23 protein-coding genes and 1 tRNA gene are annotated in these 25874 nt (G+C 69.4%); 7 read left to right on the top strand and 17 right to left on the bottom strand.

The features are described from left to right. Position 1: 1 nt before the first annotated feature. The 3 genes from KCG34_RS17690 to KCG34_RS17680 form a co-directional block, all read right to left on the bottom strand. Positions 2 to 409 carry an Hsp20/alpha crystallin family protein gene (locus KCG34_RS17690; RefSeq protein ID WP_211936943.1) on the bottom strand — a complete coding sequence of 136 codons (408 nt, stop codon included), beginning with the start codon at positions 407 to 409 and terminating at the stop codon, positions 2 to 4. Positions 410 to 499: 90 nt separating this feature from the next. Then, a complete protein-coding gene (locus KCG34_RS17685; protein ID WP_211936942.1) occupies positions 500 to 2194 on the bottom strand; it encodes an adenosylcobalamin-dependent ribonucleoside-diphosphate reductase in 1695 nt (564 codons plus the stop codon). 182 nt (positions 2195 to 2376) lie between these two features. Next, positions 2377 to 2453 (bottom strand) — tRNA-Met (locus tag KCG34_RS17680). A gap of 91 nt (positions 2454 to 2544) precedes the next feature. On the opposite strand from KCG34_RS17680, the gene KCG34_RS17675 reads away from it, so the two are divergent. Further along, positions 2545 to 3687, top strand: coding sequence for a glycosyltransferase family 4 protein (locus KCG34_RS17675; protein ID WP_211936941.1), 1143 nt, complete (start codon positions 2545 to 2547; stop codon positions 3685 to 3687). A 1-nt stretch (position 3688) separates the two neighbouring features. On the opposite strand, the gene KCG34_RS17670 is transcribed toward KCG34_RS17675, so the two are convergent. After that, positions 3689 to 4645 (bottom strand): phosphoribosylaminoimidazolesuccinocarboxamide synthase, encoded by a 957-nt coding sequence (locus tag KCG34_RS17670; protein WP_376788224.1) that lies wholly within the window; start codon positions 4643 to 4645, stop codon positions 3689 to 3691. A gap of 20 nt (positions 4646 to 4665) precedes the next feature. Continuing rightward, positions 4666 to 5763, bottom strand: coding sequence for an NAD(P)/FAD-dependent oxidoreductase (locus tag KCG34_RS17665; RefSeq protein WP_211940874.1), 1098 nt, complete (start codon positions 5761 to 5763; stop codon positions 4666 to 4668). A gap of 242 nt (positions 5764 to 6005) precedes the next feature. Here KCG34_RS17665 and KCG34_RS17660 point away from each other — a divergent pair, with 242 nt between their 5' ends. Together KCG34_RS17660 and KCG34_RS17655 are read left to right on the top strand one after the other, a co-directional pair. Continuing rightward, positions 6006 to 6497, top strand: coding sequence for an Lrp/AsnC family transcriptional regulator (locus KCG34_RS17660; RefSeq protein ID WP_211936939.1), 492 nt, complete (start codon positions 6006 to 6008; stop codon positions 6495 to 6497). A 21-nt stretch (positions 6498 to 6518) separates the two neighbouring features. Further along, on the top strand, positions 6519 to 7388 hold the full coding sequence (locus tag KCG34_RS17655; protein WP_211936938.1) for a pirin family protein: 870 nt from the start codon (positions 6519 to 6521) through the stop codon (positions 7386 to 7388). On the opposite strand, the gene KCG34_RS17650 is transcribed toward KCG34_RS17655, so the two are convergent. The 6 genes from KCG34_RS17650 to KCG34_RS17625 form a co-directional block, all read right to left on the bottom strand. Beyond that, complete coding sequence (locus KCG34_RS17650; protein WP_211936937.1) at positions 7366 to 8856, bottom strand: sensor histidine kinase; 1491 nt, start codon at positions 8854 to 8856, stop codon at positions 7366 to 7368. The two genes, KCG34_RS17655 and KCG34_RS17650, sit on opposite strands and share 23 nt — an antisense overlap. Before the next feature lie 32 nt (positions 8857 to 8888). Continuing rightward, positions 8889 to 9491, bottom strand: coding sequence for a CDP-diacylglycerol--glycerol-3-phosphate 3-phosphatidyltransferase (gene pgsA, locus KCG34_RS17645; protein WP_211936936.1), 603 nt, complete (start codon positions 9489 to 9491; stop codon positions 8889 to 8891). 29 nt (positions 9492 to 9520) lie between these two features. Then, positions 9521 to 11398, bottom strand: coding sequence for an excinuclease ABC subunit UvrC (gene uvrC, locus KCG34_RS17640; protein WP_211936935.1), 1878 nt, complete (start codon positions 11396 to 11398; stop codon positions 9521 to 9523). A gap of 66 nt (positions 11399 to 11464) precedes the next feature. Beyond that, on the bottom strand, positions 11465 to 11767 hold the full coding sequence (locus tag KCG34_RS17635; protein ID WP_211936934.1) for a winged helix-turn-helix domain-containing protein: 303 nt from the start codon (positions 11765 to 11767) through the stop codon (positions 11465 to 11467). Positions 11768 to 11775: 8 nt separating this feature from the next. Then, positions 11776 to 12396 carry a hypothetical protein gene (locus KCG34_RS17630; protein ID WP_211936933.1) on the bottom strand — a complete coding sequence of 207 codons (621 nt, stop codon included), beginning with the start codon at positions 12394 to 12396 and terminating at the stop codon, positions 11776 to 11778. Positions 12397 to 12507: 111 nt separating this feature from the next. Next, positions 12508 to 12750 carry a hypothetical protein gene (locus KCG34_RS17625; RefSeq protein WP_211936932.1) on the bottom strand — a complete coding sequence of 81 codons (243 nt, stop codon included), beginning with the start codon at positions 12748 to 12750 and terminating at the stop codon, positions 12508 to 12510. Between the two features lie 314 nt (positions 12751 to 13064). Between KCG34_RS17625 and KCG34_RS17620 the strand changes: the two genes are divergently transcribed. Both KCG34_RS17620 and KCG34_RS17615 read left to right on the top strand, forming a co-directional pair. Further along, the gene (locus tag KCG34_RS17620; protein WP_211936931.1) at positions 13065 to 13457 is read left to right on the top strand and encodes a hypothetical protein; all 393 of its coding nucleotides are present in this window, start codon (positions 13065 to 13067) and stop codon (positions 13455 to 13457) included. Positions 13458 to 13567: 110 nt separating this feature from the next. Next, a complete protein-coding gene (locus KCG34_RS17615; RefSeq protein ID WP_211936930.1) occupies positions 13568 to 14605 on the top strand; it encodes an LLM class flavin-dependent oxidoreductase in 1038 nt (345 codons plus the stop codon). 6 nt (positions 14606 to 14611) lie between these two features. Here KCG34_RS17615 and KCG34_RS17610 read toward each other — a convergent pair whose 3' ends face one another. Both KCG34_RS17610 and KCG34_RS17605 read right to left on the bottom strand, forming a co-directional pair. Further along, entirely contained in the window at positions 14612 to 15328 is a 717-nt protein-coding gene (locus KCG34_RS17610; protein ID WP_211936929.1) for a MerR family transcriptional regulator, read from the bottom strand. Between the two features lie 59 nt (positions 15329 to 15387). Beyond that, entirely contained in the window at positions 15388 to 16476 is a 1089-nt protein-coding gene (locus KCG34_RS17605; RefSeq protein WP_211936928.1) for a ferritin-like domain-containing protein, read from the bottom strand. Between the two features lie 263 nt (positions 16477 to 16739). Between KCG34_RS17605 and KCG34_RS17600 the strand changes: the two genes are divergently transcribed. Beyond that, positions 16740 to 18650: an ATP-binding protein gene (locus KCG34_RS17600; protein ID WP_211936927.1), complete on the top strand. Its 1911-nt coding sequence runs from the start codon at positions 16740 to 16742 to the stop codon at positions 18648 to 18650. 4 nt (positions 18651 to 18654) lie between these two features. Here KCG34_RS17600 and KCG34_RS17595 read toward each other — a convergent pair whose 3' ends face one another. The 3 genes from KCG34_RS17595 to KCG34_RS17585 are packed head-to-tail and all read right to left on the bottom strand — an operon-like array spanning position 18655 to position 20696. Continuing rightward, the gene (locus KCG34_RS17595) at positions 18655 to 19446 is read right to left on the bottom strand and encodes an ABC transporter permease (RefSeq protein ID WP_211936926.1); all 792 of its coding nucleotides are present in this window, start codon (positions 19444 to 19446) and stop codon (positions 18655 to 18657) included. Continuing rightward, a complete protein-coding gene (locus KCG34_RS17590; protein WP_211936925.1) occupies positions 19443 to 20051 on the bottom strand; it encodes an ABC transporter ATP-binding protein in 609 nt (202 codons plus the stop codon). The genes KCG34_RS17595 and KCG34_RS17590 overlap by 4 nt, the downstream gene beginning before the upstream one ends. 9 nt (positions 20052 to 20060) lie before the next feature. Continuing rightward, positions 20061 to 20696, bottom strand: a complete 636-nt coding sequence (locus tag KCG34_RS17585; RefSeq protein ID WP_211936924.1) for a lysoplasmalogenase — start codon at positions 20694 to 20696, stop codon at positions 20061 to 20063. A gap of 154 nt (positions 20697 to 20850) precedes the next feature. Between KCG34_RS17585 and KCG34_RS17580 the strand changes: the two genes are divergently transcribed. Further along, positions 20851 to 21633, top strand: a complete 783-nt coding sequence (locus tag KCG34_RS17580; protein WP_211936923.1) for an SDR family NAD(P)-dependent oxidoreductase — start codon at positions 20851 to 20853, stop codon at positions 21631 to 21633. Positions 21634 to 21650: 17 nt separating this feature from the next. Here the strand turns inward: KCG34_RS17580 and KCG34_RS26025 are convergent, their stop codons facing one another. Then, positions 21651 to 25730, bottom strand: a complete 4080-nt coding sequence (locus KCG34_RS26025) for a beta strand repeat-containing protein (protein WP_211936922.1) — start codon at positions 25728 to 25730, stop codon at positions 21651 to 21653. Between the last annotated feature and the right edge of the window lie 144 nt (positions 25731 to 25874).

Below are 25874 nucleotides of genomic sequence, written 5' to 3'. Positions count from 1 at the left end.
CTCAGGCGAGCTTGCGAAGGCTGATCACCAGGCAGCCGTCGCGCACGTGGTGACGCACCTGGTCATAGCGGCGGGGCGGCAGCGGAACGCGCCGCTCGAAGCAGCCCTGCGGCAGCTCCATCCGGTGGATCGCAGCCGTACGAAGTTCCTCCGGCAGGGTCCGCTGTCCGCGGATCAGCAGCACAGCGCCCTCGATCGCCAAGGTCAGGCTGCGCTCGCCGACCCCGGGCAGGGCGGCGATCACGAACACGTCGCGTTCGGTCTCGAGCACGTCGACGGGCGGCTCCCAGCTCGGCAGCAATGCGCCCGGCGCAGCCGGCTCGAACAGTTGCCGGTGCAGGCGATCGGCTCTAGCCAGCATTTCAAGCGCCTGGCCCCACATCCACCGCCGCGGATCCTCGCCCGCCATAGCCGCCTCCTGCGCCGTCGCCGCCGGCCCTTCACCTCGCATCTACCGAAGGACGGTGACCGATCCTCGGTTCCCTGGCGTTGACCTGGCTCAAGCCTCGCACGCGCGCGCCGCGCAGCCCCGAAACACCGTGCAGCCCTTGAGACCAAGCCGGTGCGCATCCCGGTAGATGTCCTGGAACGCCTCGAAAGGCAGGTCGGACGCGACATTGACCGTCTTCGAGATGGCGTTGTCGACGAAGGGCTGCAGCGCCGCCTGCATCCCGAGATGGGCCGCGATCGACAATTCCCTGGCCTCGACATAGCCGGGCGGTCTGGCGGACCGCCCCATGGCGCGCCACGCGGCCACGGCGGGATCGAGGACCTGGAATGCCTGCGCGGAGCCGTCATCGCCGGCGACGGTCAGCGAGCGGACCTCGTCGAAGATCGGCTCCAGTCCGCTGGAGCCGGCGCCGGCAAGCAGGCTGATGGCGCCGGTGGGCGCGATCGCCAGCAGGTGACTGTTGCGTATGCCGTGCTCGGCGATCCCGTCCCGGACGCCGGGCGGAAGGGCTTGCACGAATGGCGACGCCAGATAGGCGTCGCGTTGAAACACGGGGAAAGCCCCCTTCTCGCGCGCCAGGCCGATCGAGGCTCCATAGGCGGCGTCGCGTATGGCCCGCATCATCTCGGCCGCGGCCTGCAGGGATGCGGGCTCGCCGTACCGCATCCCGAGCATGACCAGCGCGTCGGCCAGGCCCATGATCCCGAGGCCGACGCGCCGGCTCGACCGCGCCGCCTCCGCCTGCTTCGGCAAGGGATAAGGGGAAAGGTCGATCACGTTGTCGAGCAGCCGCACGGCTGTCGCGGCGGTCTGCGCGAGACCGGCCAGATCGAGCCGCGCCCGTTCCGTGAACGGGTCTTTCACGAAGCGCGCCAGGTTCAGCGATCCGAGCGTGCAGCCGCCATAGTCCGGCAACGGGATTTCGCCGCAGGGGTTGGTGGTCGCGATCCGCTCCTGGCCACGAAGATTGTTGGCTTCGTCGATCCGGTCGAGGAACAGGACCCCGGGCTCACCGGTCTCGTAGGCGCAGGTCATGATGTGGCGCCACAGGTCCCTCGCACGGACCAGGCGGCCTGGGGCTCGCCCCCCGGCCGCGATGGGGAACCGGAGCGTCCACGCCCGGTCGGCCTCCACCGCCGCCATGAACCCATCCGTAATCCCGATCGACAGGTCGAAGCGGGGGAGCGCGCCCGGGCGGCCTTTTGCGGCGGCGAAGGTCTCGACGTCCGGATGGGCGCAGTTCAAGGCTCCCATCATGGCGCCGCGGCGCTGCGCCTCGGCCAGGAGCACGGCGCAGGCCTGGTCCCAGAGCGCGAGCAGCGCGACAGGACCCGGCGCGGCAGGCCCGTCCGCGACGGCGGCTCCGCGCTGCGGCGCTCCCGAGAAGTCGATCCCCACGCCGCCGCCGGCGCAGAGCGTCACCATCGCCTCGGAAAGGCTGGCCATGCAGCGCTCGACAGAGGCGCCCGGCCCCGGCAGGACGAAGCAGTTGAGCAGGGTGGCGCCGCCCGGCCGCCCTGCGCCGGCCAGGATCCGACCGCCGGGGACGAAGCGAAGATCCTTCAGGACGGCGTAGAAGCGCGCCTCCCAGCCCTGCCGATCCTGTTCGGCGGCGGCCGTCGCGCGCGCGACGCGGCGCAAGGTGTCGTCAAGGCTGCCTTCACCAGGGGCGCGATAGCGCGTGCGCCAAACGAAGCCGGCCAGCGACTCCGCCGCCCCGTCGCTGGGCGAAGCGCCGTTCATCGTGCTTCAGGGCCTCAGGTTTTTCGGTGACGACACGCTGGCGCCCTCCGAGGATTGAATCCTGGCGGCAGGATGCGCAGCCCCCCGCCGGCGGCATTGACACCGATCAACGGCCCCGGAACCAGCCGGGGATTGAAGATTGGGGGGCGCCTGTAGAAAAGACCGAGGCCCAAAGTTGGGCCTGGTAGCTGGGGGCGGGATCGAACCGCCGACCTGTGGGTTATGAATCCACCGCTCTAACCATCTGAGCTACCCAGCCGCACGCGTCTGCCGTCGCAGCGAGCGCGGGTTTATAGGGGCATGATCGCGGCTCTTCAAGCGGGTTGGAACCACTTCCTGGATCGGACAGATTGGCGCGGCCCGCCGCCGGACCGATTCTCACCATGATCTATATCGTCACTCAGTGCTTCTTCCCCAGCGTCGGCGGGATCGAGGGAGCCATGACCGGGCTGGCCGACCATCTGGCGGCGCAGGGACATGCCGTGCGGGTGTTCGCCGACGGCGACGCCAGGGACGCCGCGGGTGATAGCGCGAAAGCCTATCCGATCCAGCGTTTCGACGGACCGAAGCCCTGGCGGCGCTGGCGCAAGCACGCCGCGGTGAGGCGGGCGCGCCGCGGCGAAGCCGTGCGCGGAGTGTTCGCCGATTCCTGGAAGAGCGTGGCGGCCATTCCGGAGGGCCTGGGGTCGATCTCGGTCCTGGCCCACGGCTCCGAGTTTCCCGAGCCGGACGAGGTCTCGCCGGGCAAGCGAGCCAAGATCGAGGCGGCGCTGGCGCGGGCCGACGCCATCCTGGCCAATTCCCTCTACACCGCCGCCCGGGTGCGGCCCTTCCTCAAGGGCCGGCCCGAGCGCGTGGTGCTGATCCAGGCCTCGATCGAGCCGCAGCCAGAGCCCTCACCTGAGGGGATCAAGCGAGCGGCCGAGGTGATCGCCGGCGGCGGGCCGGTGCTGATGACCCTGGCCCGGCTGGAGCCGCGCAAGGGCGTCGACATGACCCTGCGCGCCCTGCCCGGTCTGGCGCAGCGGCATCCGGGCCTGGTCTATGTGGTGGCTGGCGGCGGCGAGGACGCTGGGCGGCTGAAGGCTCTGGCGGCGGAGCTGGGGGTCGAGGCGCGGGTGCGCTTCACCGGCCGCGTGGACGACGACCTGCGCGCCGGCCTGCTGGCGGCCTGCGACGTCTTCTCCATGCCGGTGCGCAAGGAGGGGGATTCTGTGGAAGGCTTCGGCCTGACCTATGTCGAGGCAGGCTGGTACGGCGCCCCCAGCGTGGCCGGGCGCGAGGGCGGGGCGGCGACCGCGGTGCTGGACGGCGAGGTGGGCCTGCTCTGCGACGGCGCAGACCCGGCCTCGGTGGAGGCGGCGCTGGGGCGGCTTCTGGACGACGAGGCCCTGCGCCGCCGGCTGGGCGACGCGGCCCAGGCGCGGGCGCGGGCCTTCACCTGGGATCGGCGGCTGCCGGAATACCTGAAGACCCTGGGGATCGGCGGATAGCTCAGAAGAACTGGGCCAGGGTCTCTCGAATCCGCTCCAGCGGCGCCGCGCCCTCGGGCGGAAACTGGAACGCCTGGCCGGTGATGGTCTCGTAGGCCTGGATATAGACGGCGGCGGTCTCGACCACGACCTCGGGCGGAATTTCCGGGATCGGGTCCTTGTAGGGGTCGCAGCGCTCGACCACCCAGCGGCGCACGAAGTCCTTGTCGAAGCTCTCGGGCGGCTGGCCGGCCTGGAAGCGCTGGTCGTAGCTGCCGGCGAACCAGAAGCGGCTGGAATCGGGGGTGTGGATCTCGTCGGCCAGGATGATGGTCCCGGCGGCGTCGACGCCGAACTCGTACTTGGTGTCGGCCAGGATCAGGCCCTGTTTCGCGGCCAGGGCTTCGCCGCGGGCGAACAGGGCCAGGGCGTAGCGCGACAGGGTCTGCCACTGCTCGGGGGTCAGCAGCTTCTGCTCGATGATCTGCTCGGCGGTCAGGGGCTCGTCGTGGCCGCCGTCAAAGGCCTTGGAGGTGGGGGTGATGATCGCCGCCGGCAGCTTCTGGTTGGCCTTCATCCCATCTGGCAGGACATGGCCGTATATCTCGCGCTGGCCCTTGTTGTAGAGGGTCAGGATCGAGGTGCCGGTGGTCCCGGCCAGATAGCCGCGCACCACGATCTCGACCGGCAATATGGTCAGGGTCCGGCCGATCACCACATTGGGGTCGGGATAGGCCAGGACGTGGTTGGGGCAGATGTCGGCGGTCTGCTCGAACCACCAGCGGGCGGTCTGGGTCAGCACCTGGCCCTTGAAGGGGATGGCCGCCAGGATGCGGTCGAAGGCGCTGATCCGGTCCGAGGCGATGATGATCCGCCGCCCGTCCGGCAGGTCGTAGTTGTCGCGCACCTTGCCGCGGTAGTGGTTCGGCAGCTCGGGGATCGTGGCGTCCGCCAGCACCTCATTGGCCCGGGCCCTCAGGGTGGCGATATCCATCGGCTCTAAGGCTCCTTCAGGCCCAGTCGTGAGGCCACCTCCTCGCCGATGGCGAGGGAGGAGGTCAAGCCCGGGCTTTCGATGCCGAACAGGGTGACGAGGCCGTCGAGGCCATGCGCCGAGGCGTCGTCGATGCGAAAATCGGGCTGCGGCTCGCCCGGCCCGTGCAGCTTGGGCCGGATGCCGGCATAGTCGGGGCTGAGGGCGCCCTCGGGCAGCCCCGGCCAGAACCGGCGGATATAGGCGGCGAAGTCGGCCGCCTTGGACGGATCGACCGTGTAGTCGAGGCTGTCCACATAGGCGAGGTCGGGGCCGAACCGCGCCTGGCCGCCCAGGTCCTTGCGGTAGTGCACCCCCAGCGCGCCCTTGATCGGCGGCGGATAGATCAGCTGCTGGAACGGCGGGCGCGCGCCCTGCAGCACGAAATAGATTCCCTTGCCATAGTGCAGGGGCGGGATGGTCTCCTGCGGGAAGCCCTCGATATGGCGGGCGCAGGCCTGGGCCGAGAGGCCGGGCGCGGTCACCAGATAGCGGCAGGTCAGCTCGGCCGGCTCCTCGCCGCCGGCGCGGACCGTAAAGCCGCCGCCGGGGAGAGGCTCCGCGCCTTCGAAGGGCGTGGCGACCACCACCGCCCCGCCGCGGTCCTCGATCTCGCCCTGCAGGGCCAGCATCAGGCCGTGGCTGTCCACGAGGCCGCTCTCCGGCGAGGTCAGGGCCATGACCGCCTTCAGCTCCGGCTCCAGGGCCCTGGCCTGGGCGGCGCTGAGCGGGGCGATGCCCTCGACGTCGTTGATGTGCGCCTGCTTTTCGATCGCCTCCAGCCGCTCGATCTCGGCGTCTTCCGTCGCCACCACCAGCTTGCCGCACTTGGCGTAGGGCACGCCGTGGCTGTCCAGGAAGGCGTACATCATCCGCCGCCCCTGCACGCACAGCCGGGCCTTCAGCGAGCCGGTCGGATAATAGAGCCCGGCGTGGATCACCTCGGAATTGCGCGAGGAGACGCCCTGGCCGATCGCCCGTTCGGCCTCGATCACCGCCACGATCAGGCCGCGCCGGGCCAGGGCGTAGCCGCAGGCCAGGCCCACCACGCCGGCGCCGACCATCACTGCGTCGAAATCGAACGCCGCCTGGGACTGGTTCACGCTCAAGCTGGTCTCCCTGCCGATGATCCTGCAGACCGCCGCTGATGTCGCACCACGGGGCCACAATCAAGCAACCTTGTGCGATAGCTCCATGATCTGGGGCGCGACCGACAGCGATGTTCGAAGTTTTTGGTTGCGGAATAGACTGATTCCAGGCTTTTTCCGCACGAACCATTCGGCCGCGACGTCCCAGGAGATAAATCTTGCCCGAAACGCTCGATGCGATCGACGCCAAGATTCTCGATCTGATCCAGTACAACGCCGCCCTGTCCGTGGCCGAGATCGCCGATCAGGTGGGCCTGTCCTCCAGCCCCTGCTGGCGGCGGATCAAACGGCTGGAGGACGCCGGCGTGATCCAGCGCCGGGTGACCATCCTCGACCGCGAAAAGCTGGGCCTGGGTTTCGAGGTCTATTGCACGGTCAAGCTGACCCTGCCCACCAAGCAGAACCTTGAGGCCTTCGAACAGGCCGTGCTGCCCTGGCCCGAGGTCGCCCAGTGCGCCACGGTCACCGGCGCGGCCGACTACGAGCTGCGCATCGTCACCCGCGACATGCACGCCTTCGACGACTTCCTGCGCGACAAGCTGCTGTCGCTGGGCCTGGTGTCCAACATCGAAAGCCGCATCGTCGTGCGCAGCGTGAAGAATTCCACGGCGGTGCCGCTGCGGCTGGTCAGTCCCCATATCGAAGATTAGGCTCCGGTTGAGGAGCCAGACATGATCGAAATCGTCATCGACCAGCGCCGCCGCGACCTCGGCGGCTTCGAAGTCGGCCGCGTCCTGCCCTTCGCCAAGCGGCGGATGGTCGGGCCGTTCGTGTTCTTCGACCACATGGGGCCGGTCGAGCTGGCCGGCCCGGCGCCGCGCAGCATGGACGTGCGACCGCATCCGCATATCGGCCTCTCCACCGTCACCTACCTGTTCGCCGGCGAGATCCGCCACCAGGACAGCCTAGGCTATGACCAGGCGATCCGCCCCGGCGAGGTCAACTGGATGACCGCCGGCCGCGGCATCAGCCATTCCGAACGCTTCGATGGTCCCCTGCGCGAGCACGGCGGCGCCCTGCACGGCATCCAAGCCTGGGTCGCCTTGCCGCAGGCGCTGGAGGAGACCGACCCTGCCTTCGCCCACCACGGGCCTGAGGACCTGCCGACCTATCAGGGCGACGGTCTCTGGGCGCGGCTGATCGCCGGCAAGGCCTTCGGCGCCGAGGCCAGGGTCAAGACCTCCTCGCCGATGTTCTATGTCCATTGGGAACTGGAAGCGGGCGCCAAGGCAGGCCTGCAGCCGGAATATCCCGAGCGCGCCGCCTATGTCGCCAAAGGGCAGGTCGAGGTGGACGGCCATGCCTATGGCGTCGGCCAGATGCTGGTGTTTGCGCCCGGCGAGACGGTTGTGCTCACCGCCCTGGAGCCTTCCAGCGTGATGCTGCTGGGCGGCGAGCCGCTAGGCGAGCGGTTCCTGTTCTGGAACTTCGTCTCCTCGTCCAAGGAGCGCCTGGAACAGGCCAAGGCCGACTGGAAGGCCGGCCGCTGGGCCTTGCCGCCGAACGATCAGGACGACATCATTCCGCTGCCTGAGGGCTGAACGAGGCGAGCGTCGCCGCCGGGTTTTCACCGTCGATCGGGAATTCCAATTCGCAGACCAGACCGGCCGGATTGAAGGTCATTCGTGCGCTGCCGCCCAATTCATGGCTCAGGCCGCGCTCGATCAGGCGCGATCCGAAGCCCCGCCTTGACGGCTGCGCGACTGCGGGACCGCCGATTTCACGCCAGGTCAACTGCAGCATCTTCCCGCCGGCGTCCGCCTTGAGCTGCCAGCTGACGCCGACGCGTCCGGCGTCCACCGACAGGGCGCCGTATTTGGCGGCGTTTGTGGCCAGTTCGCCCAGCATCATCCCGAGCGCCATGGCGATTTTCGCGCCCACCCGCACGGTTGGTCCGGACAGGTCGAAACGGTCGGCGGCCGCGTGCTGATAGGGGCCCAATTGCTCGGCGATGATCTCGCGCACGTCCGCGCCGGTCCAGTCGTTGCGGGTCAACAGGTCATGGCTCTTTGATATCGCCATGAGCCGCCCGCTGAAGGCCTTGCGAAACGCCGCGGGATCGTTGGTGGCGTTCAGCGTCTGGTTGGCGACGGATTGCACGATCGCCAGCGTGTTTTTCACCCGATGATTCAGTTCGTGCAGCAACAGCGATTGCCGCGCCTCCGCCGCCTTGCGCTCGCTGATGTCGCGGATGACGGCGATGACGCCGCCGTCACGATCGGCGTGCAACGGACTGAGGCCGACCTCGACCGGAAACGCGCCTCCATCCGGGCGCTGGCCAAAGAGATCGCGCCCTTCGCCCATGGGCCGCGCCCTCGGGTTTGCCTGGAACTCGGCGAAATGAATTCGGTGCTGTTCGCGGTGTTGCTCGGGCATCAGCTGCTCGATCGGTCGCCCCAGCAGGTCCTGTCGTTCGAAGCCGAAAAGCCGTTCGGTCTCGGCGTTGATCAAGCTGATGCGGCCCTTCCGGTCGACGATGACCATCGCATCGGGCGCGGATTCCAGAAGGTCGCGGAAGGTCGTCGCGCTGGCGCCCAGCTCCGTGTTCAGTCGTTCCACCTGGGCCAGCGCGGTCCGCAACGCCGTGTTCGCCATTCTAAGCGCGGAAATGATAGCTACATCCAGGCCGGCGACCAGGGCGAACAGCAACAGCGCGTTGAACTCCTGCGGCGTCACGCCCTCCGCCCCCATGATGAACCATGCGGCCGCAGCACTGAGCGCGACGGCGAGCAGGCCGGCGGCGGTTCCGCAGGCGAACGTGGTGACGATGATCGCCGGGAAGAAGGTGATGAATTGGGCGCCGACGATCCAGGGGGCCAGCGCCAGGCGCACGGCCAGGGCTACGGCCACGATCAGCGCCGCCGTCAGATAGGCGATCCAGGACCCTGGCCGCAATCCGGTCCAGTTCAGGAGCTTTCCCGCAGGCGATGTCGCCAAGGTCATGGGCTTGGGCCAGATTGAGGCGGATTGATCGCCTGCCATCGCCCCTGGAACCTTGATCGAGATCAACGTCGCGGTTGGTCGAGCGGCGCCTGGCGACCCTAGCCGGACGCCAGCGCCTTGCGCGCCGCCATCGCATACTCCACGCCCGTCCATACCGTGACGATCGCGGCGAAGTCGAACAGGCCCTCGGCGGCCATGAGCGCCTGCCGCAGGGCGCCGAGATCGAGGGCGAGCCCCCAGGCCGGCCAGAACCACAACACCATGATCGCGCCCAGCGCCACCAGTTGCAGGGTGGTCTTGGTCTTGGCCAGGAAGGTCACGGGCAGCTTGATCCCCCGCGGCGCCAGGACCTCGCGCAGGGCCGAGACGGCGAATTCACGGAACAGGATCACCGTCCCCGCCACCAGCACGCCCGGCGCGCGCACGGCCAGCAGGCCCAGGATGGCGCCGCAGACCAGAATCTTGTCGGCGATCGGGTCCAGGATCGCGCCGGTCAGGCTGACCACCCCCCACTTGCGCGCCAGCCAGCCGTCGAAGAAGTCGGTGACCGCGGCGACGACGAAGGCGGCGACCGAGAACCGCACCAGCCAGGCCGCCTGGTCCGGCCAGACCTGCGCCCCGATCGCCGCCAGGGCGAAGAACATGCCGAGCGACAGGACCAGCCGCGCGATGGTCAGGATGTTGGGCAGGTGCTGCTTCATGCGCTGCACTCCTAGCAGAGCCGCCGAAGTTACGCCTTGTTGAAATGCTCGTAGATCCGCTGGGCCAACGCGTCACTGACCCCCTCGACCTTGGCCAGGTCCGCCGCCGAGGCGCGTGACACCCCCCGCGCCGAGCCGAAGGCGTGCAGCAGGGCGCGCTTGCGGCCCGGCCCCACCCCCTCGATCTCGTCCAGCGGGTTCTTGGTCATCTCGATCTTGCGCCGCGCCCGGTGGGTGCCGATGGCGAACCGGTGCGCCTCGTCGCGCAGGCGCTGCAGGTAGTAGAGCACCGGGCTCTTGGGCTCGAGCATGAACGGGGTCTTGCCGGGAATGAAGAACCGCTCCAGGCCCGCGTCGCGATCCGGCCCCTTGGCCACGCCGACGATGGCGATGTCATCGACGCCGAGGTCGGCCATCACCTCCAGCGCCGCGTCCAGCTGGCCCTTGCCGCCGTCCACCAGGACCAGGTCGGGGCGGGGTGAAGCCTCGCCGGCCTCCTCCTCCTTGACCATGCGGGCGAAGCGGCGGCGCAGCACCTCGCGCATCATGCCGTAGTCGTCGCCGGGGGTCAGTTCGGTGCTCTTGATGTTGAACTTGCGGTATTGGCTCTTCTGGAAGCCCTCCGGCCCGGCCACGATCATGCCGCCGACGGCGTTGGTCCCCATGATGTGCGAGTTGTCATAGACTTCGATCCGCTCCGGCATGGCCTCAAGCCCGAAGGCCTCGCAGACCCCGTTCAGCAGGGTCGATTGGGCCGAGCTTTCGGCCATCTTGCGGCCCAGGGCTTCGCGCGCGTTGGTCATCGCGTGGCGCACCAACTCGGCCTTTTCCCCGCGCACCGGCAGGGCGATCTCGACCTTCCTGCCCGCTTTCATCGAGAAGGCCTCGGCCAGCAGTTCGCGGTTCGGCGGCTCGTGGCTCACCAGGATCAGCCGCGGCACGGCCTGGGTGTCGTAGAACTGACCCAGGAAGGCGTCGAGGATGCCGGCCCCCTCCTCGGCCTGCTCGATGGTGTTGGCCACCTTGGGAAAATAGGCGCGGTTGCCCCAGTTCTGGCCGGCGCGGAAGAAGAACACCTGCACGCAGGCCTGGCCGCCCTCGGAATGGACGGCGAAGACGTCGGCCTCCTCCAGGGTCTGGGGATTGATCGACTGCTCCTGGCTGACCGAGGACAGGGCGCGGATCCGGTCGCGCAGGCGCGCGGCGCGCTCGAACTCCAGGTCCTCGGCGGCGGCGGTCATCTCTTCCGACAGGCGGGTCATCACCGCCCGGCTCTTGCCGCGCAGGAAGTCGTGCGCCTGCTCGACCAGGGCGTCGTAATCCTCCGCACTGATCAGGTCGACGCACGGCGCGCTGCAGCGCTTGATCTGGTGCAGCATGCAGGGGCGCGTCCTGGTCTCGAACACATTGTCCGAGCACGAACGAAGCAGAAAGGCCTTCTGCAGGCAGTTCACCGTGCGGTTCACCGCCCAGGCCGAGGCGAAGGGCCCGAAATAGTCGCCGGGGATGGTGTGGGCGCCGCGATGCTTCCTGATCTGGGCCGCGCGGTGGTCGCGACGGATCAGGATCTCGGGAAAGCTCTTGTCGTCGCGCAGCTGGACATTGAAGCGCGGCTTCAGCTGCTTGATCAGGTTGATCTCCAGCAGCAGGGCCTCGGTCTCGGTCTTGGTGGAGACGAACTCCATGCCCCGGGTCAGGTGCACCATGTGCGCCACCCGCTGGGTGTGGAATCGGCCTTGCGCATACTGCCCGACCCGCTTCTTCAGGCTGCGGGCCTTGCCGACATAGAGGACCTCGCCCTCCTCGCCCAGCATCCGGTACACGCCGGGCGCGTCGGGCAGGCGCTTGACGTAGTCCTTGATCAGCTCCGGCCCGGTCAGGGCGGCGGTCTCGGTCTCCTCGCTCATGGGCGCAGATATAGGCGAGTCTCGCGCCGGGCGCAGGATGGGTATGTCAGCAGTTGTCCAAGCCTCTCACCCGCCCTGGTCGACCAGCTTGCCGATGGCGTCCAAATAGCGGACGAAGGCGGTGCGGCCTTCGGGTGTCAGGCTGATCCGGGTCAGGGGTTTGCGGCCGGAAAAGCTCTTGTCGATAGCCACATAGCCGGCCTCCTCCAGCTTCCTCAGGTGGACCGACAGGTTGCCGTCGGTGGCTGAGAGCCGCTGTTTCAGGGCGTTGAATTCGGCGGTCTCGGCGCCGGCGAGGTACGCCATCACCCCCAGCCTCAGGCGGCCGTGGATCACCTCGTCGATCTGATCGATGTCGAAACCGTCCATGGCCGGCCTCAGGCGGCGCTGGCCGGCTGGCGCATCAGGACGATGCCCGGGATCACGGCCAGCAGAACCAGGGCGGCGGCATAGACCAGCATCACCGAAGGATCGACGCTCATCCAGGCGGTCACCAGCGCCATGGCGTAGCTGCCGGCTGCGGCTAGGCGCGTCCATTTCAGGCCGGAGACCGCCGTCGCCACGGTCCAGGCCGCGCCGTAGAGAGCCAGGATGATCGAGGGTAACAGCAGTGTCGGTATGCCGCTGTGCGTGCGCCAGCAGACGATCGCGACCGCGGCGAACAGAGCGAAGATCGACCAGCCAACGCCGGCCCAGGCCAAGCCCACAGCGCGGCTTCCCGGCGTCTGGGCGCTGGCGGTCCTGGCCAGCCGGCGCTTCAGGAAGAATAGGCAGATCATGAACAGCACAGTGGCCAAGAGCCACGACCCTGCAACCATGCTCTGTGACAGGGGCAAGAGCCGCACCATGGCCGCCCACTGAACCACGCTGGCCAAGCCATAGAACGCCCCGGCGCTGACCAGCACCGCACCGCCGAGCGGCGGCGGCGTGCGCCCCTCCTGGGCCAGCGCCCGCATGAAGGCGAGGTCGTTCTTGAGGACTGAGATCTGCTCGTTCATGGCGTGGCTCCGCGATGAGGTTGGTGGATCATTGCAGAGAACTTTATTTTGTAAAGTACTTTTCCGGGGGCGTCCAGAAGACGGCGGAAGGCCTGGGCGACTGCAAGGCCGCTAGGGTAGGTCGTGCGCCTCGCGCCCCCGGGGCGGCGTCCCTGCCCGGGACGCTCTGGCGAAGCTCTCGGACACCGCGTCCAGGGCGCCCAGCAGGCGCTCGATCGCGACCCGTTCCTCGCCGCCGCGGCCGTAGCAGTCGAGCAAGAACAGCACCTGGGCGCGGCAGCGGGTCATGGCGTCGAAAGCGGAGTCGAAGCGTTCGGTGAGCATGGCGGCGTCCGGAACGAACAGGGAACTCATATTCCCGCAAGTTCGCCGCTTGTCGAGTCCGATCTTGACCGAAGCTGTGGACGCCGGGCCGCCGGTGCGGCCGGCCGACCCGGGGGTTGGGTCGGCCGGCCATTTGCGTCGCGACGCGTTCTGACGCCGCGCCAACGGACCGACGTTACGCGAGCCAGGCTTAAGGAGGCGTGGCGAGGCTAGGTTAAGGCGCGCCCGATCTGGGCATGAAGCCGCCGTTTTCCACAGGCGCGGCGCAGGCCGGAAAACCGCCTATTAACGGTCCGCCGCTAGGCTGAGGTCATCCGAAAACTTGGAGCTTGCCAGGAGTAGCCATGCTGTTCCTGATGAACGACGTCATACTGAACATCGACCTGCAGCAGCTCACCCAGCCTGCAGTGGCGCAGTCCGTTGGGTCGATGACCCTGGCCCAGGTCACTGCCCTCGGCCAGGAGATGTTCGCCGAGGCCCCGCGCCTGCAGCATCATACCGGTGCGGCCTCGGCCATTCGCCTGGCGACCCTGATCACGGCCAAGAATCCCGACATCAACGCGGCCCTGTTCTCGGCCCCCAGCGTCGGCTGCCCGCCGAGGGCGGTGACGGTGCGATTCTGCACGCTAGGCCTGGACATGATCCACGATTTCAAGGCCTACCAGGCCAAGGGCCAGCTGACCAAGGTGCTGGTCGACTACCACGTCTGGGGCAAGCTGAAGGCGGCGGTGGCCTGAGCGGCCGGATCGGCGCCGTGCATTGCTAATCGCAACCAATTGCGACGCCCGGATTGCGCCGCCGCCTGCGGCTCCCAATCTTCTGGACCTCTGGTCCAGGAGCCCTTTGCATGCGTGACGTCGCCGAGCCCGCCGGCCCCGCCTTTTCGGTGCTGGACCTGTCGCCCGTCACCCTGGGGTCGGACGCCGCCCAGGCCTTCGCCAATAGCCGCGACCTGGCCCAGCACGCCGAGCGGCTGGGCTACAAGCGCTACTGGCTGGCCGAACACCACAACATGCCGGGCATAGCCAGCGCCGCGACCAGCCTCGTCATCAGTCACGTGGCGGCCGGGACCAGCACCATCCGCGTCGGCGCGGGCGGGATCATGCTGCCCAACCACCCGCCGCTGGTGATCGCCGAGCAGTTCGGCACCCTGGCCTCGCTCTATCCGGGCCGCATCGACCTGGGCCTCGGCCGTGCGCCGGGGACCGACCAGCCCACCATCCGCGCCCTGCGCCGCTATGCCGAGGCCGCCGACCGCTTCCCGCAGGACGTTGTCGAGCTGCAGGCCTATTTCCGCGCGGCCCTGCCCGGCCAGGCGGTGCGAGCGGTGCCGGGCGCGGGCCTGGACGTGCCGATCTGGATCCTGGGCTCGTCTGTGTTCGGCGCCCAGCTGGCGGGCCTTTTGGGCCTGCCCTTCGCCTTCGCCGCCCATTTCGCGCCGGACCTTTTGATGGAGGCCCTGCACGTCTATCGCAGCCATTTCCGCCCGTCCGAGGCGCTGGAGGCGCCGCATGTCCTGGTCTGCATCGGGGTGATCGCGGCCGAGACCGACGCCGAGGCGCGGCGCCTCGCCACCTCGCAGCAGCAGCAGTTCCTGTCCCTGCGCCGGGGCACGCCCGGCCTGATGCCGCCGCCGGTCGACGACATCGCCCAGATCGCCTCGCCGTCCGAGATCGCTGGCCTGGAGCACACCTTCCAGTATGCGGCGGTGGGCGGACCGGAGACGGTGCGGGCCAAGATCGAACAGGTGCTGCGCCTGACCCAGGCCGACGAGCTGATGGCCGCGGGCCAGGTGTTCGACCACGCCGCGCGGGTGCGCTCGTACGAGATACTCGCGGAGGTCCGGCGGAGCCTGGCGGCGAACAGGGCCGAGCCGGTGGGCTGACGCGCCTCAGTTTCCGGGCAGTCGCCTGAGCGCCTCCAGCAGGAACTTCACCCGCAGGAGGCTGATCATGTCGTTGACGATCTCGATGCCCGCGCGGCCCAGCTCGGCGGCTTCCTCCGGCGAGCGGCCGCCGGGCACGCGGGTGAAGAAGCGTTCGATCTCCAGCTCGGCCAGTTCACGCATGGCGTCGGCGTGGATCTTGATGTCCTGCGGAAACCAGCCGGCCTCCGGCGTGAAACCGGCGGCGCGCATCCGGCCCCAACCTTCGGCGATGCGCAGGTCGATGGCGTCGAGCCGCCGCTCCTCCCCTTGGCCCGACGGGGAGATCACCCCGTCCTTGGCCAGGATCTCCAGGTCTTCGAACGGCAGGCCGGTCGCGGCCGGGGCCTCGGCCCAGGTCGAGCCGGGACCCGAGACCACCATCCCGAGCCGCCCCAGGAGCAGGCTGTCGAAGCCGGGAATGCCGATGGCCTCGCCATGGCCCGGGCGTTCGAGCAGGGTCTTGATGAACGACAGCGGCAGGTAGTGCTGGGCCTGCAGCCGCCTGATGGTCGCCAGGCGGCCGACATGCTCCTCGCCATAGTCGGCGACATTGGCCTTGGGCCGCGCCGGTTCGGGCAAGAGGCCCATGCGGATGTAGTAGCGGATCGTCTCGCGCCCGACCCCGCTGCGCTGCTCCAGCTCACGCATCTTCATGCGGCCTGGGTGCGTGAGCGTGGGCATGGGGTCAAGAGATTGATTGGCCAAGAACCCTTCCCCCATCGAGGGGGAAGGGCTTTTGTTCAAGCCGTCTCCAGCGCCCCGGCGCGCTGGATCACGCTGTCGACATAGGCCCTGCGGGCGTCGAAGCTCTTGGCTATGTCCTCGTCGGCGTCCTGCAGGGCCTGAACGTCGGTGTCGGCATAGCCGAGGATGCCCATGGTCTCGTAGCCCTTGCGGATGGTGTCGCCCCACAGGCCGATGTCCTTCACGATCGGCACGATGCGGGTGAACAGGCTGGAGCGGAACATCTGCATGAAGCCGCTGTCGTACATGTGGGCGGCGCATTCGGCCGGGTCGAGCCCGAGGCGCTTCCAGACCTCGACCGCATCGAACCGGTCACGCATCAGGTAGCAGGCCTCCAGCAGGAACTCCTCGCGCTCGTCCCGCTCGGCCTGGGTCAGCTGGGGATAGTAGTCGCGCAGGGCCAGGCGCCCGAAGGCGACGTGGCGGCTCTCATCCTGCATGACATAGGCGTTGACCGCCGCGGCCAGGGGGTTCTGGGCGTGGTCGCGGATCTGCTGGAAGGCGGCCAGGGCCAGGCCCTCGATCACCACCTGCATGCCCAGATAGGTCATGTCCCAGCGGCTGTCGCGCAGCACCTGGTCGATCAGTTCCTGCAGGGGTTTGGTCATGGGATAGGCGACGCCGAACTTCTGCAGCAGGCGCTTGTAGCTCTCGACGTGGCGGGCCTCGTCGATGGTCTGGGTGGCGGCGTAGAACTTGGAGTCGGTGTCCGGCACTTGCGTCACGATCTTAGCGGCGCAGATCAGCGCGCCCTGCTCGCCCTGCATGAACTGCGAGATCTGCCAGGCCTGGAAGTGGCGGCGAACCGTGGCCTTCTCCTGGCGCGACATGGCTTCGTAGCGGGCCATGCCGGCGATGGGCAGCATCTGTTCCGGCAGCTGTTCCGGGTTTTCCTCGTCCAGCTCCTGCGACCAGTCGATGCGGGTGGCGGCGTCCCACTGCATCTCCACGCCCTTGCGATAGAGGCCGGCCATGGCCACGCGTCCGTCGTCGTAATCCCAATTGAAATTGACGTCGTAGTTCTGCGGCACCGACCAGAGCGAGCCGTCGGGCTCGATCGCATAGATCTCACGCAAGTCAGCCATGATCCTCTCCCAGGGGCGGCGCCGCTTGTCGGACGCTTACGCAAGGTAGGCTGGCACAGAATGCGGAGTTTGACTACGCATTTTTGAAATTGGCGAGCCGGGACAATCCGCCGCCCTCCAGGACCCTGCCAGAATGCCGCAGGTTGCGGTATGGAACTAACGGAGGCTGGGGGGATTTGGCAGCTTACGGGAAAAGGGGCCGCATCCTGCAAAGACTCAACCTACCCTGGAGCATCAGGCCAGCCAGCGGCTGGAGCGGCTATGTGCTGGCCGTCGGCCTGGTCGGCCTCGCCACCTTGATCCGCTGGGCGGCCGCGGTCTGGGTCTCGGCCTCGCCGAATTTCCCGGTCTTCTACCCAGCGGTGCTGATCGCCACGCTCTATGGCGGCAAGCGGTCCGGCGTGTTCGCCCTGATCCTCTCGACCCTGGTGGTCTGGTGGCTGTGGTTGCCGGCCATGCATCACATTCCGATGGACCGGCCGGAGGCCGTGACCGCCATCATGTTCGTGATCACCGCCGGCCTGATGGTGGCGGTCAGCGACGTGGCCCGTTCCTCCTATTTCCGCGCGGCCGCCGCCGACGAGCGCTTCCGCCTGGCGCACGAGGCCTCGCTGGACGGCTTCGTGATGCTGGAGCCGATGCGCAGGGCGGGCCGTATCGTCGACTTCCGCTGGGTTCACGCCAACGCCGCCGCCGAGGGCATGGCGCCAGCCGCCAGCCGTCCTCTGGTCGGCCGGACCTTGAGCGAAGTGTACCCCGAGGACGCGGCAGGCGGGCTGTTCCAGCGCTATGTCGACATCCTGCGCACCGGCAAGCCGGACAAGCTGGACTTCAAGATCATGGTCGACGGCGCCGAGCACTGGATGTCCTCCAGCGGCGTGCGGATCGAGGATTCGGTGGCCCTGACCTTCCGTGACGTGACCGCGGCCATGGAGGCCCGGCGCTCGCTGGAGGCGCGGGTCGAGGAGCGCACCCGGGCGCTGGAGCAGGTGCGCGAGGAGCGCTCCAAGGCCGAGGCCGCCCTGGCCCAGGCCCAGCGGGTCGAGACGCTGGGCCGTCTGACCGGGGGGGTCGCGCACGACTTCAACAACATCCTGACCGTGATCATCGGCGGCCTGGACATGATCCTGCGCGCGGTCGACAAGCCGGAGCGGGTCAAGCGCCTGGCCGAGGCCGCCCTGGCCGCCGGTCGCCGCGGCGAGCGGCTCACCCGCCAGCTGCTGGCCTTCTCCCGCCATCGCGAAATCAAGCTCGAGATCCACAAGGCCTCAGAGATCCTGGGCCAGATCGAGCCGATGATCCGCCGCGCCGCCGGCGAGATGATCACCCTGACGGTCGAGGTGGCGCCCAACGCCGGCTCGGCCCGCTTCGACGGCGCCCAGTTCGAGGCGGCCCTTCTCAACCTGGTGGTCAACGCCGCCCACGCCACCCCGCCCGGCGGGTCGATCAAGGTCGTCGCGAGCCGCGCCCGCATGGCGCCCGGCGAGATCGAGGGGCTGAAGGAAGGCCGCTATCTGAAGGTCGCGGTGACCGACACCGGGACCGGCATCCCGCCGGAGGTGATGCAGCGGATCTTCGAGCCCTTCTTCACCACCAAGGAGATCGGCCAGGGCAGCGGCCTGGGCCTGGCCCAGGTGCAGGGCTTCGCCCGCCAGTGCGGCGGGGCTGTGACGGTCGAGAGCCCGCCCGGCGAGGGGGCGACCATCACCGTCTATCTGCCGGCGGCCGAGGGACCTGCGCGCGAGCTGACCATACCGCCGGTCTATGTCCCGACCCAGGCCCGCCGCCAGACCGGCGAGACCGTGCTGCTGGTCGAGGATGACGAGGGGGTTCGCACCCTGACCGAGAGCCTGCTGGAAGAATGCGGCTATCGGGTGCTGTCGGCGGAGAACGGGCCGGAAGCCCTGGCGATCCTCAAGCGGGGCGATCAGATCACCCTGATGCTGTCGGACGTGGTCATGCCCGGCGGCATGAGCGGGGTAGACCTGGCTGTGCTGGCCTCGCGCCTGCGGCCCGAACTGCCGATCCTTTTGGCCACCGGCTATGCGGCCGGGCGGCTGGCGGAGCTGGCCCCAGGCAACGATTGGCCGGTGCTGAGAAAGCCCTTCCACCTGGAGGAGCTGGCCGAGGCCATCCGCGAGGCCTTGGCGATGAAGGGCGCGCGGGTGGCGTGAGAAATCAGGCCAGCCGGTCCAGTCGCAGCCGTTCGCGTGCGTCGGTGAGGCGCCAGGCGGCCAGATAGGCGGCGCCGACGGCGGCCAGGGCGCTGCCGCCCGAGAGCAGGAACATCAACAGGATCTGGTACTTGACCGCCTCGATCGGATCGAGGCCAGCCAGGATCTGGCCGGTCATGATGCCGGGCAGGGTGACCACGCCGGCAGCCGACATCTGGTTGACCAGGGGCACCAGGCCCCGGCGGATCGCCTCGCGCACATGCGGGCCGATCGCCTCCCAGAAGCCTGCGCCGAGGCAAAGGCGCGCCTCGATCCCCGCCTTTTCCCGGCTGATCGAGCCCAGGAAGCTGTCCAGCGCCAGGCTGGTGGCGTTGAGAATGTTGCCCAACAGAATGCCCGCCAGGGGCACGGCGTAGCGCGCGTCGTACCAGGGATGCGGCCGCAGCGCCGTGGTCAGGGCGAAGAGGGCCGTCAGCAGAGTGGCGCTGCTGATCGAGCCCAGGCCGATCCAGAAGCCGGCGGCGTGCTTCAGCCTCTTCTCAGGCCGGGCGGCGGCCTCGCGGGCGGCGATCACCACCATGATCAGGATGATCAGGCCGGTCACCGCCGGGTTGGCCAGCTGGAACACCTTGCGCAGGATGAAGCCGATGGCGACGAGTTGCACCACCATGCGCACGGCCGCCACAACGATGCGCTGATGCAGGCCGAGGCCGAGGGCCAGGGAGATCACCGCGTCGATCGCCAATAGGCTCGCGGCGATGGTCAGGTCGAGCGGGGTCAGGAGGATCGGGTTCATGACGGCTGGACCAGCTTGCCGGCCTTCATCACCAGGTGGCGGCGGGCGAGGCGCTGGGCCTGGCCGGGATCGTGGGTGACCAGGACCAGGACCGTTCCCGCAGCGAGGCGCTCGGCCAGCAGGTCCTCCACCTTGCCGACGCTGTCGCGGTCGAGGGCGGCGGTGGGTTCGTCGAGCAGCAGGGCCGGCGGCGCGCGGACCAGGGCGCGGATCAGGGCCAGGCGCTGGCGCTCGCCGGTGGACAGTCGCGCCACCTTGGCGCTCAAGAGCTCGGTCGCAAGGCCGAGGCGCGCGGCGAGGTCGGCGGCGCTCGCTGCATGCTCGGGCGCGATATGGGCCGCGACTTCGTCCGACCACCAACCGGTCTCGGCGCCCACATAGACCACCCGCCGCCGCCAGTCGTGCGCCGGCAGGCCGGAGCGGGCGACATCTCCCAGGAACACCTCGCCCCGGTTGGGATCGAGGTCGGCGATCATGCGCAGGAACAGGCTCTTGCCCGCCCCCGAGGCGCCGGTGACGGCGAGGGCCTCGCCCGGCTCGACCACCACGTCGAACGGCCCGGCCAGCCGGCTCGACAGGTCTTCGGTCCTCAGGGCCCCGGCCATGCCCTGCCCCTATCTCAGATAGGCGTAGGCGATGGCGGCCTGGGCCCCATAGTAGAGCCCCCAGACCGCGTGGGTGGAGAGGCGCGAACGCAGGCCCTTGAACAGCTCCGCCGACAGGATGGCGTCCGAGGCCATGAACATCACCGCCCCGGCCATGGCGGGCGCCAGGAACTTGGGCAGGGTGAAGGCGGCGGCGACCATGGCCGAGAGCGCCAGGGCGTAGACTGCGACGGCAGGCCTCAGCGCCCCCAGCGAGCGCCAGAGCCAGGCCAGCATCATGATCCCGGCGGCGAAGGCCATGATCACCCCGCCGGCCCGCACCGGCTCGGCGGCCAGAGCCGCACGCCCGCCGCCGTCGTGCAGGAACTGCCAGACATAGGCGACGTGGGCCAGGAGGAAGGCGCCCAGCCCCAGCGGCAGCCAGCGGTCGGGATCGCCGGCCAGGAAGGCGTCGCCGGCCGCGCTCAGCGCCAGGGCGACCACGAGGCCGGTCGGAGCGTCGCGCAGATAGGCCAGCGCCGCCAGCGCGGCCACGGCCAGGGTCTTGACAAGGGTGCGCAAGGCGCCGGGCGGGCGCTCCAGCAGGAACACATAGCCGACGCCGGCGGCGGCCGAGAGGCCGATCAGGAGGGTGGAGAAGCTCATCAGAAGGTCAGGTCGGTCGCAGGCCGGTCGGCGGAAAAGAATAGTGCGAGGGGCGCCGTTGGGTCATCGTTGGCGTGGGCGCCCATCCTCGTTAAACCCCTTCCATCGGTTTTCGCGATCCGCGCAATTAACGCCATTGGAGGAAGCAAAGTCCATGAAACTCGACTCATCCGTCTCCGCCGTCGTCACCGGCGGCGCCTCGGGCCTCGGCGAGGCCACCGCCCGCGCCCTGGCCAGCTTCGGGGTCAAGGTCGCCATCTTCGACATGAACGAGGCCAAGGGCGAGGCCGTGGCCAAGGAGATCGGCGGCGTGTTCTGCAAGGTCAACGTGACCTCTGAAGAGGACGTGGACGCCGGCTTCGCCAAGGCCCGTGCGGCCATCGGCCAGGAGCGCATCCTGGTCAACTGCGCCGGCACCGGCAACGCCATCAAGACCGCCAGCCGCGACAAGCAGACCGGGGCGATCAAGCACTTCCCGCTCGACGCCTTCAACCTGATCATCCAGATCAACCTCGTGGGCACCTTCCGCTGCATCGCCAAGTCGGCGGCCGGCATGCTGACCCTGGAACCGCAGGAAGACGGCGATCGCGGCGCGATCGTCAACACCGCCTCGGTGGCGGCTGAGGACGGCCAGATGGGCCAGGCGGCCTATTCGGCGTCCAAGGGCGGCGTCGTGGGCATGACCCTGCCGATCGCCCGCGACCTGGCCGGCGACGGCATCCGCGTCAACACCATCCTGCCCGGCATCTTCAACACGCCGCTGCTGGCCGCGGCTCCGGAAGCGGTGAAGGCGGCCCTGGGCGCCAGCGTGCCCTATCCCAAGCGCCTGGGCGACCCGACCGAATACGCCCAGCTGGCCCTGACCATGATCACCAACGGCTACTTCAACGGCGAGGACGTGCGCCTGGACGGCGCCATCCGCATGGCCCCGCGGTAAGCATAAGAAGCCCCTCCTTACGCCGCCGGCGCGAGGAGGGGCGCATGCATGGCCGTCCAGGGCTGGCCATGGGCGGCGAGGCTCGCCCCCTGCGCCGCTGGCGCAAGCTGGCTGGCCGTCTGGGCGAACAGGCGGACCCCGCTGACCACAGCCGCGCTGGTCGATTGGGCGGTCACCGTGGTGTTGCCGTTGTCCGAGGTCGTGGCGCCGTCGAACACCTCGAGCACGAACTGGGTGGTGACGCTCTGCCCAGCGCCCACCTGGTGCAGGGTCGGGGTGAAGACCAGGGCGTCGAGAGCCGCGCTCTCAGCCGCCGGGGTGTTGGCGGTCAGGGTATAGATCCCCACCCCCGCATGGGTCAGGCCGGCGCCCGACAGGGTTCCGTTGGCGTCGGTCGGATTGCCCGAGGCGTCGTCCAGCTGGATTGTCGTCTGGAGACTGTTCACCCCCGGCGAGTCCGTCAGGGTCACGTGGGCGAAGGGGTCGATCGAGACATTGTCCCGGGTGGTCTGGCCCGCCACCGTGCCGGAGATCACCGGCGCTCCGGCCTGGATGGTGTTCTGGGCCGTGGTGGTCGCCGTCCCGTCCGAGACCGAAAGCCCCATATAGGTCACGGTGAAGCCTGGAACGCTTGGGTGGCTGATCGGGGTGAAGCTGAGCGCGTCGATCGCCTGGGTGATGGCCGCAGGCGAGCCAGCCGAGAGCACGTAGGTCCCCGCCGCGGTCTTGGTCAGGGTCACGCCCGAGGCCTGGGTCGGCAGGGACAGGGTCCCGTTCAGGTCGGTCGGCCCGCCATAGTAGGAATCGGTCAGGGTGATGGTCACCGTCTCGCTGGCGGCATGGTCGGGATCGGCGACGCTGATCCCCGGGAACGGCGTCATCGGCACGGTGAAGAGCCCGCCCATGACGAAATTCCCGGCGCCGCTGATCACGGGCGGGTCGTTCAGCGCCGTGACGGCGGCGGTGTCGGTCGCGCTGGCGTACATGGTCCCGTCGGTGACCGAGAGATTGAAGACAGTCTTCACGGTCTGGCCGACGGCGACCTGGTGGTCGGTCGGGGTGAACACCAGGCCCTGGAGGGCCGCGGTGACCTGGGCCGCGGTCCCGCTGACCTTGTAGACCCCGGTCGAGGCGCTGTAGGTCCCGCCGGCCAGGTTCGACAGGGTCCCGTTGGCGGTCGCCGACAGGGTCAGGGTCGCCGTCTCGGTCTGGGTCGTGTCGAGGTCGGCCACGCTGATCCCGCTGAGCGGCAAGAAGGCGGTGTGGTCGTTCCCGGTCACAGTCTGGCCGCCGCCATAGATGTGCGGCGGGTGATCGTTGTTCGTGGTGGTGGCGGTGATCCTGGTCCCGCCGGCGCCGTCCGACGCGGCGACGAAGCTCTCACCCACATAGCTGAGCCCTGTGAAGAGCTGCAGGTTGAGATTGACACCGCCGCCGGTGATCTGCAGCACGTCGCCCGATCCCAGCGCAGCCGTAGTCGCTGTTCCTACGCCCTGAAGATCGATCACGTCGCCCGGCAGGAAGTCGTAGATGATGTTCGAGGGCAGGGCGCCGTGGGTCACGTTCAGGGTGGCGATTGAGCCGTAGGCGAAGTTGATCACCCCCGTCCCCGCCGCGCCGGCGGCGCCCAGGGTCACGGTTCCCGACTTGATGTAGATCCCGCGCGTGAAGCTGTTGGCCGCGCTGAGCACCAGCGTTCCCGCGCCCGCCATGGTCAAGGCCCCGCTGCCCTGGTCGGCCAGGGCGTCGGAAATGGTGACGGTCTGGCCCGCCGCCGGGGCGAAGGTCAGGCTGGACGAGCCCTGCAGGAACAGCCCGCCGCCCAGGCCCTGGCCCGAGGCCGAGCCGCCGGAGCCGGCGCCGCCGGTCGCCGATCCGCCGGTTTCCGAGCCGCTGGTGATGGTGAGCGAGCCGCCCTGCTGGACGAACACCGCCCCGCCGGCGCCCAGGCCGCCGCCGCCGCCCGCACCTGTGCTGGCCCCGCCGCCATAGCCGCCAGCCTGGCCTCCGGCCCCGCCGCCACCGAAGCCGCCGACCCCGCTGGCGGCATAGGCCGGCCCGTTGACCGCGCCGTTGTAGGCCGCCCCGCCGCCACCGAAGCCGGCGTGCTCGGCCGAGCCGGCGCCGCCGCCGAAATTGGCGTTGGCGGCGACGCCTCCGGAACCGCCCGCGCCGGGATAGGATCGCGGATCGCGTCCGCTGCCGGAATAGGTTCCGCCCGAGCCGCCGCCGCCGCCGTCGATCCCGCCGGCGCCCTGGTTGCCCTGGCCGGCGCCGCCGGACGCCGATCCGCCGCCCAGGACGACGCCGCTCCCAGCCGCATTGAGACCATGGGCGCCGCCACGGGCGTTCAGCCCGATACCGCCGCCGCCGCCCGCATAGATCCCCGAGCCCGCGCCGCCCGCGCCGCCGAGGCCGCCGCCGCCGCCATAGCCGGTCCCCGTTCCGCCGCCGGCCCCGCCGATGGCCTGGTCGTTCAGGAAGGCCACGTCGCTGAGGCTGGCCGAGCCGCCCGAGGCGATGAAGAGGCCGCCCCCGAGCCCGGCGCCGCCGCCGCCAGCCAAGGCCCCTGCCCCGCCCGCGCCGCCGGCCGCGACCGCGTTCTGGATGGTCAGGTCGTTGATCGAGACCTTGCCGGCATAGACGAAGAAGCCTCGGTGCGCGCCCCCGCCGTCCAGGGTCTGGTGGGCGCCGTTGATGACCAGGCTGTCGCCGCCCAGAAGGTTGATGGCGTCGAGGTCGCTGGTCAGGCTGATCCCGGCGGCGAGATTGATCACATAGCGCACGTTCTGCGCCGCATAGACGCCGCCGGCGTCGATCTCGGACAGCACGGTGTTGAGGTCGCTCTCGCTGGCCACGTTGAAGGTCGACTGCACGAAGGTGAGCTTGGCTCCGCCGCTCCCGTCCGAGGCTAGCAGGAAGGTGTCGCTGGCGTAGCTCACCGACGGATCGAGGCTGAGGGTCACGGGGCTGGTCCCGCCGCCCTGCACCACCAGCTTGTTCCCGGCGGTCATGGTCGCCGAGGTCGCCGCCCCCATGCCGGCGAGGTCGATGGTTTCGCCGAAGGCGAAGCCCTTGATGACGTTGGCGGGCGCGTCGCCGGCGCCGATGATCAGGGTCTCGCCGGCGGCGGCGAAGGTGATCGCCCCGCCGCCTGCCGCGCCCTTGGCTTCGAGCGACAGCGTCCCCGCCCGGATCTGGATCCCGCCGGTGAAGGTGTTGGCGCCCGATAGCACCGTCCCGCCGGTGGTGAGCAAGCTCCCGGCGCCGGCGTTCACGCCGGTCCCGCCCGAGCCCGACTGGTCGGCGATCACGCCGGTGATGGTCGCCGCGCCGAGGGTGATGCTGGAATTTCCCTGGATGAAGATCCCGCCGCCATAGGCGTGGCCGCCTGCACCACCCGCGACCTGGCCCTGGCTCAGGCTGGAGCCGGCGCCGATGGTCAGGGTCCCGCCCTGCTGCACGAAGAGGTCGCCGCCCGCGCCCAGGCCGCCGCCCCCGTTGGAGCCGGCGCCGAAGCCGCCGGCCGCGCCCGAGCCGCCCCCGCCGCCGAAGCCCCCGACTGCGCCGCCGGCGCCGCCGTTGCCGAACCCGGTCCCGGGACTGCCCGCGCCCCCGGCGCCGGTTCCCGAGGCCGTGATCGCGCCGCCAGCGCCGCCCTGCGCGCCGTCGCCGCTGAAGCTGTCGTTGGTCAGGTCGACCGCCGCGCCCGCGCCGACGAACACCGCCCCGCCAAGGCCCGCCCCGCCGCCGCCGGCCGAGGCCCCGGCGCCGCCGGCGCCGCCCGTGGCCTGCAGGTTGGTCAGGCTCAGGCTGTCCAGGGTCACGGTCCCCGCCTGGACCACGAAGCCGCGATAGGTGGCGCCGCCGTCAATGTTGACGCTCGGGCTCTCGCTGCCCGTGTTCCCGGTGATGGTCAGGGTGTCGCCCGAGGCGAGGTTGATCCGGGTGATGGCCGATGACAGCACCAGGTCGGTGGTGATCACGATCGCATAGCTGGTCGAGGGCGCCGATGAGGCTCCGCCCACGTCGATGGCGGCGATGGCCGCATTGAGCTGGGCCTCGGTGGAGACCGAGTAGTAGGTGGTGATGGTCATGGCGTTCCCGCTGCCGGTTCTCTGTCCGATCCACGCACATACGCCTCGCCGCCCAACCGGAGCGGCGCGCCAACGCACTGAGTTTTTGCAACTGAGAAACAAAATTGGCGCAAACGCCGCCATACGCCCGCACAGCACACAATC

It is taken from the genome of Phenylobacterium montanum (assembly GCF_018135625.1).
GTDB classification, from domain to species: domain Bacteria; phylum Pseudomonadota; class Alphaproteobacteria; order Caulobacterales; family Caulobacteraceae; genus Poindextera; species Poindextera montana.
Note: the sequence above shows the minus strand (reverse complement) of the source record. Positions and strands in the feature narration are given on the sequence as shown.

Coding starts and splice junctions, on each gene's coding strand:
- KCG34_RS17690 (WP_211936943.1), bottom strand. CDS start 409: ATGGCGGGCGAGGATCCGCGGCGGTGGATGTGGGGCCAGGCGCTTGAA.
- KCG34_RS17685 (WP_211936942.1), bottom strand. CDS start 2,194: ATGAACGGCGCTTCGCCCAGCGACGGGGCGGCGGAGTCGCTGGCCGGC.
- KCG34_RS17665 (WP_211940874.1), bottom strand. CDS start 5,763: ATGGTCGGCGCCGGCGTGGTGGGCCTGGCCTGCGGCTACGCCCTGGCC.
- KCG34_RS17655 (WP_211936938.1), top strand. CDS start 6,519: ATGATCGAAATCGTCATCGACCAGCGCCGCCGCGACCTCGGCGGCTTC.
- pgsA (WP_211936936.1), bottom strand. CDS start 9,491: ATGAAGCAGCACCTGCCCAACATCCTGACCATCGCGCGGCTGGTCCTG.
- uvrC (WP_211936935.1), bottom strand. CDS start 11,398: ATGAGCGAGGAGACCGAGACCGCCGCCCTGACCGGGCCGGAGCTGATC.
- KCG34_RS17635 (WP_211936934.1), bottom strand. CDS start 11,767: ATGGACGGTTTCGACATCGATCAGATCGACGAGGTGATCCACGGCCGC.
- KCG34_RS17630 (WP_211936933.1), bottom strand. CDS start 12,396: ATGAACGAGCAGATCTCAGTCCTCAAGAACGACCTCGCCTTCATGCGG.
- KCG34_RS17625 (WP_211936932.1), bottom strand. CDS start 12,750: ATGAGTTCCCTGTTCGTTCCGGACGCCGCCATGCTCACCGAACGCTTC.
- KCG34_RS17620 (WP_211936931.1), top strand. CDS start 13,065: ATGCTGTTCCTGATGAACGACGTCATACTGAACATCGACCTGCAGCAG.
- KCG34_RS17615 (WP_211936930.1), top strand. CDS start 13,568: ATGCGTGACGTCGCCGAGCCCGCCGGCCCCGCCTTTTCGGTGCTGGAC.
- KCG34_RS17610 (WP_211936929.1), bottom strand. CDS start 15,328: ATGCCCACGCTCACGCACCCAGGCCGCATGAAGATGCGTGAGCTGGAG.
- KCG34_RS17605 (WP_211936928.1), bottom strand. CDS start 16,476: ATGGCTGACTTGCGTGAGATCTATGCGATCGAGCCCGACGGCTCGCTC.
- KCG34_RS17595 (WP_211936926.1), bottom strand. CDS start 19,446: ATGAACCCGATCCTCCTGACCCCGCTCGACCTGACCATCGCCGCGAGC.
- KCG34_RS17590 (WP_211936925.1), bottom strand. CDS start 20,051: ATGGCCGGGGCCCTGAGGACCGAAGACCTGTCGAGCCGGCTGGCCGGG.
- KCG34_RS17585 (WP_211936924.1), bottom strand. CDS start 20,696: ATGAGCTTCTCCACCCTCCTGATCGGCCTCTCGGCCGCCGCCGGCGTC.
- KCG34_RS17580 (WP_211936923.1), top strand. CDS start 20,851: ATGAAACTCGACTCATCCGTCTCCGCCGTCGTCACCGGCGGCGCCTCG.
- KCG34_RS26025 (WP_211936922.1), bottom strand. CDS start 25,730: ATGACCATCACCACCTACTACTCGGTCTCCACCGAGGCCCAGCTCAAT.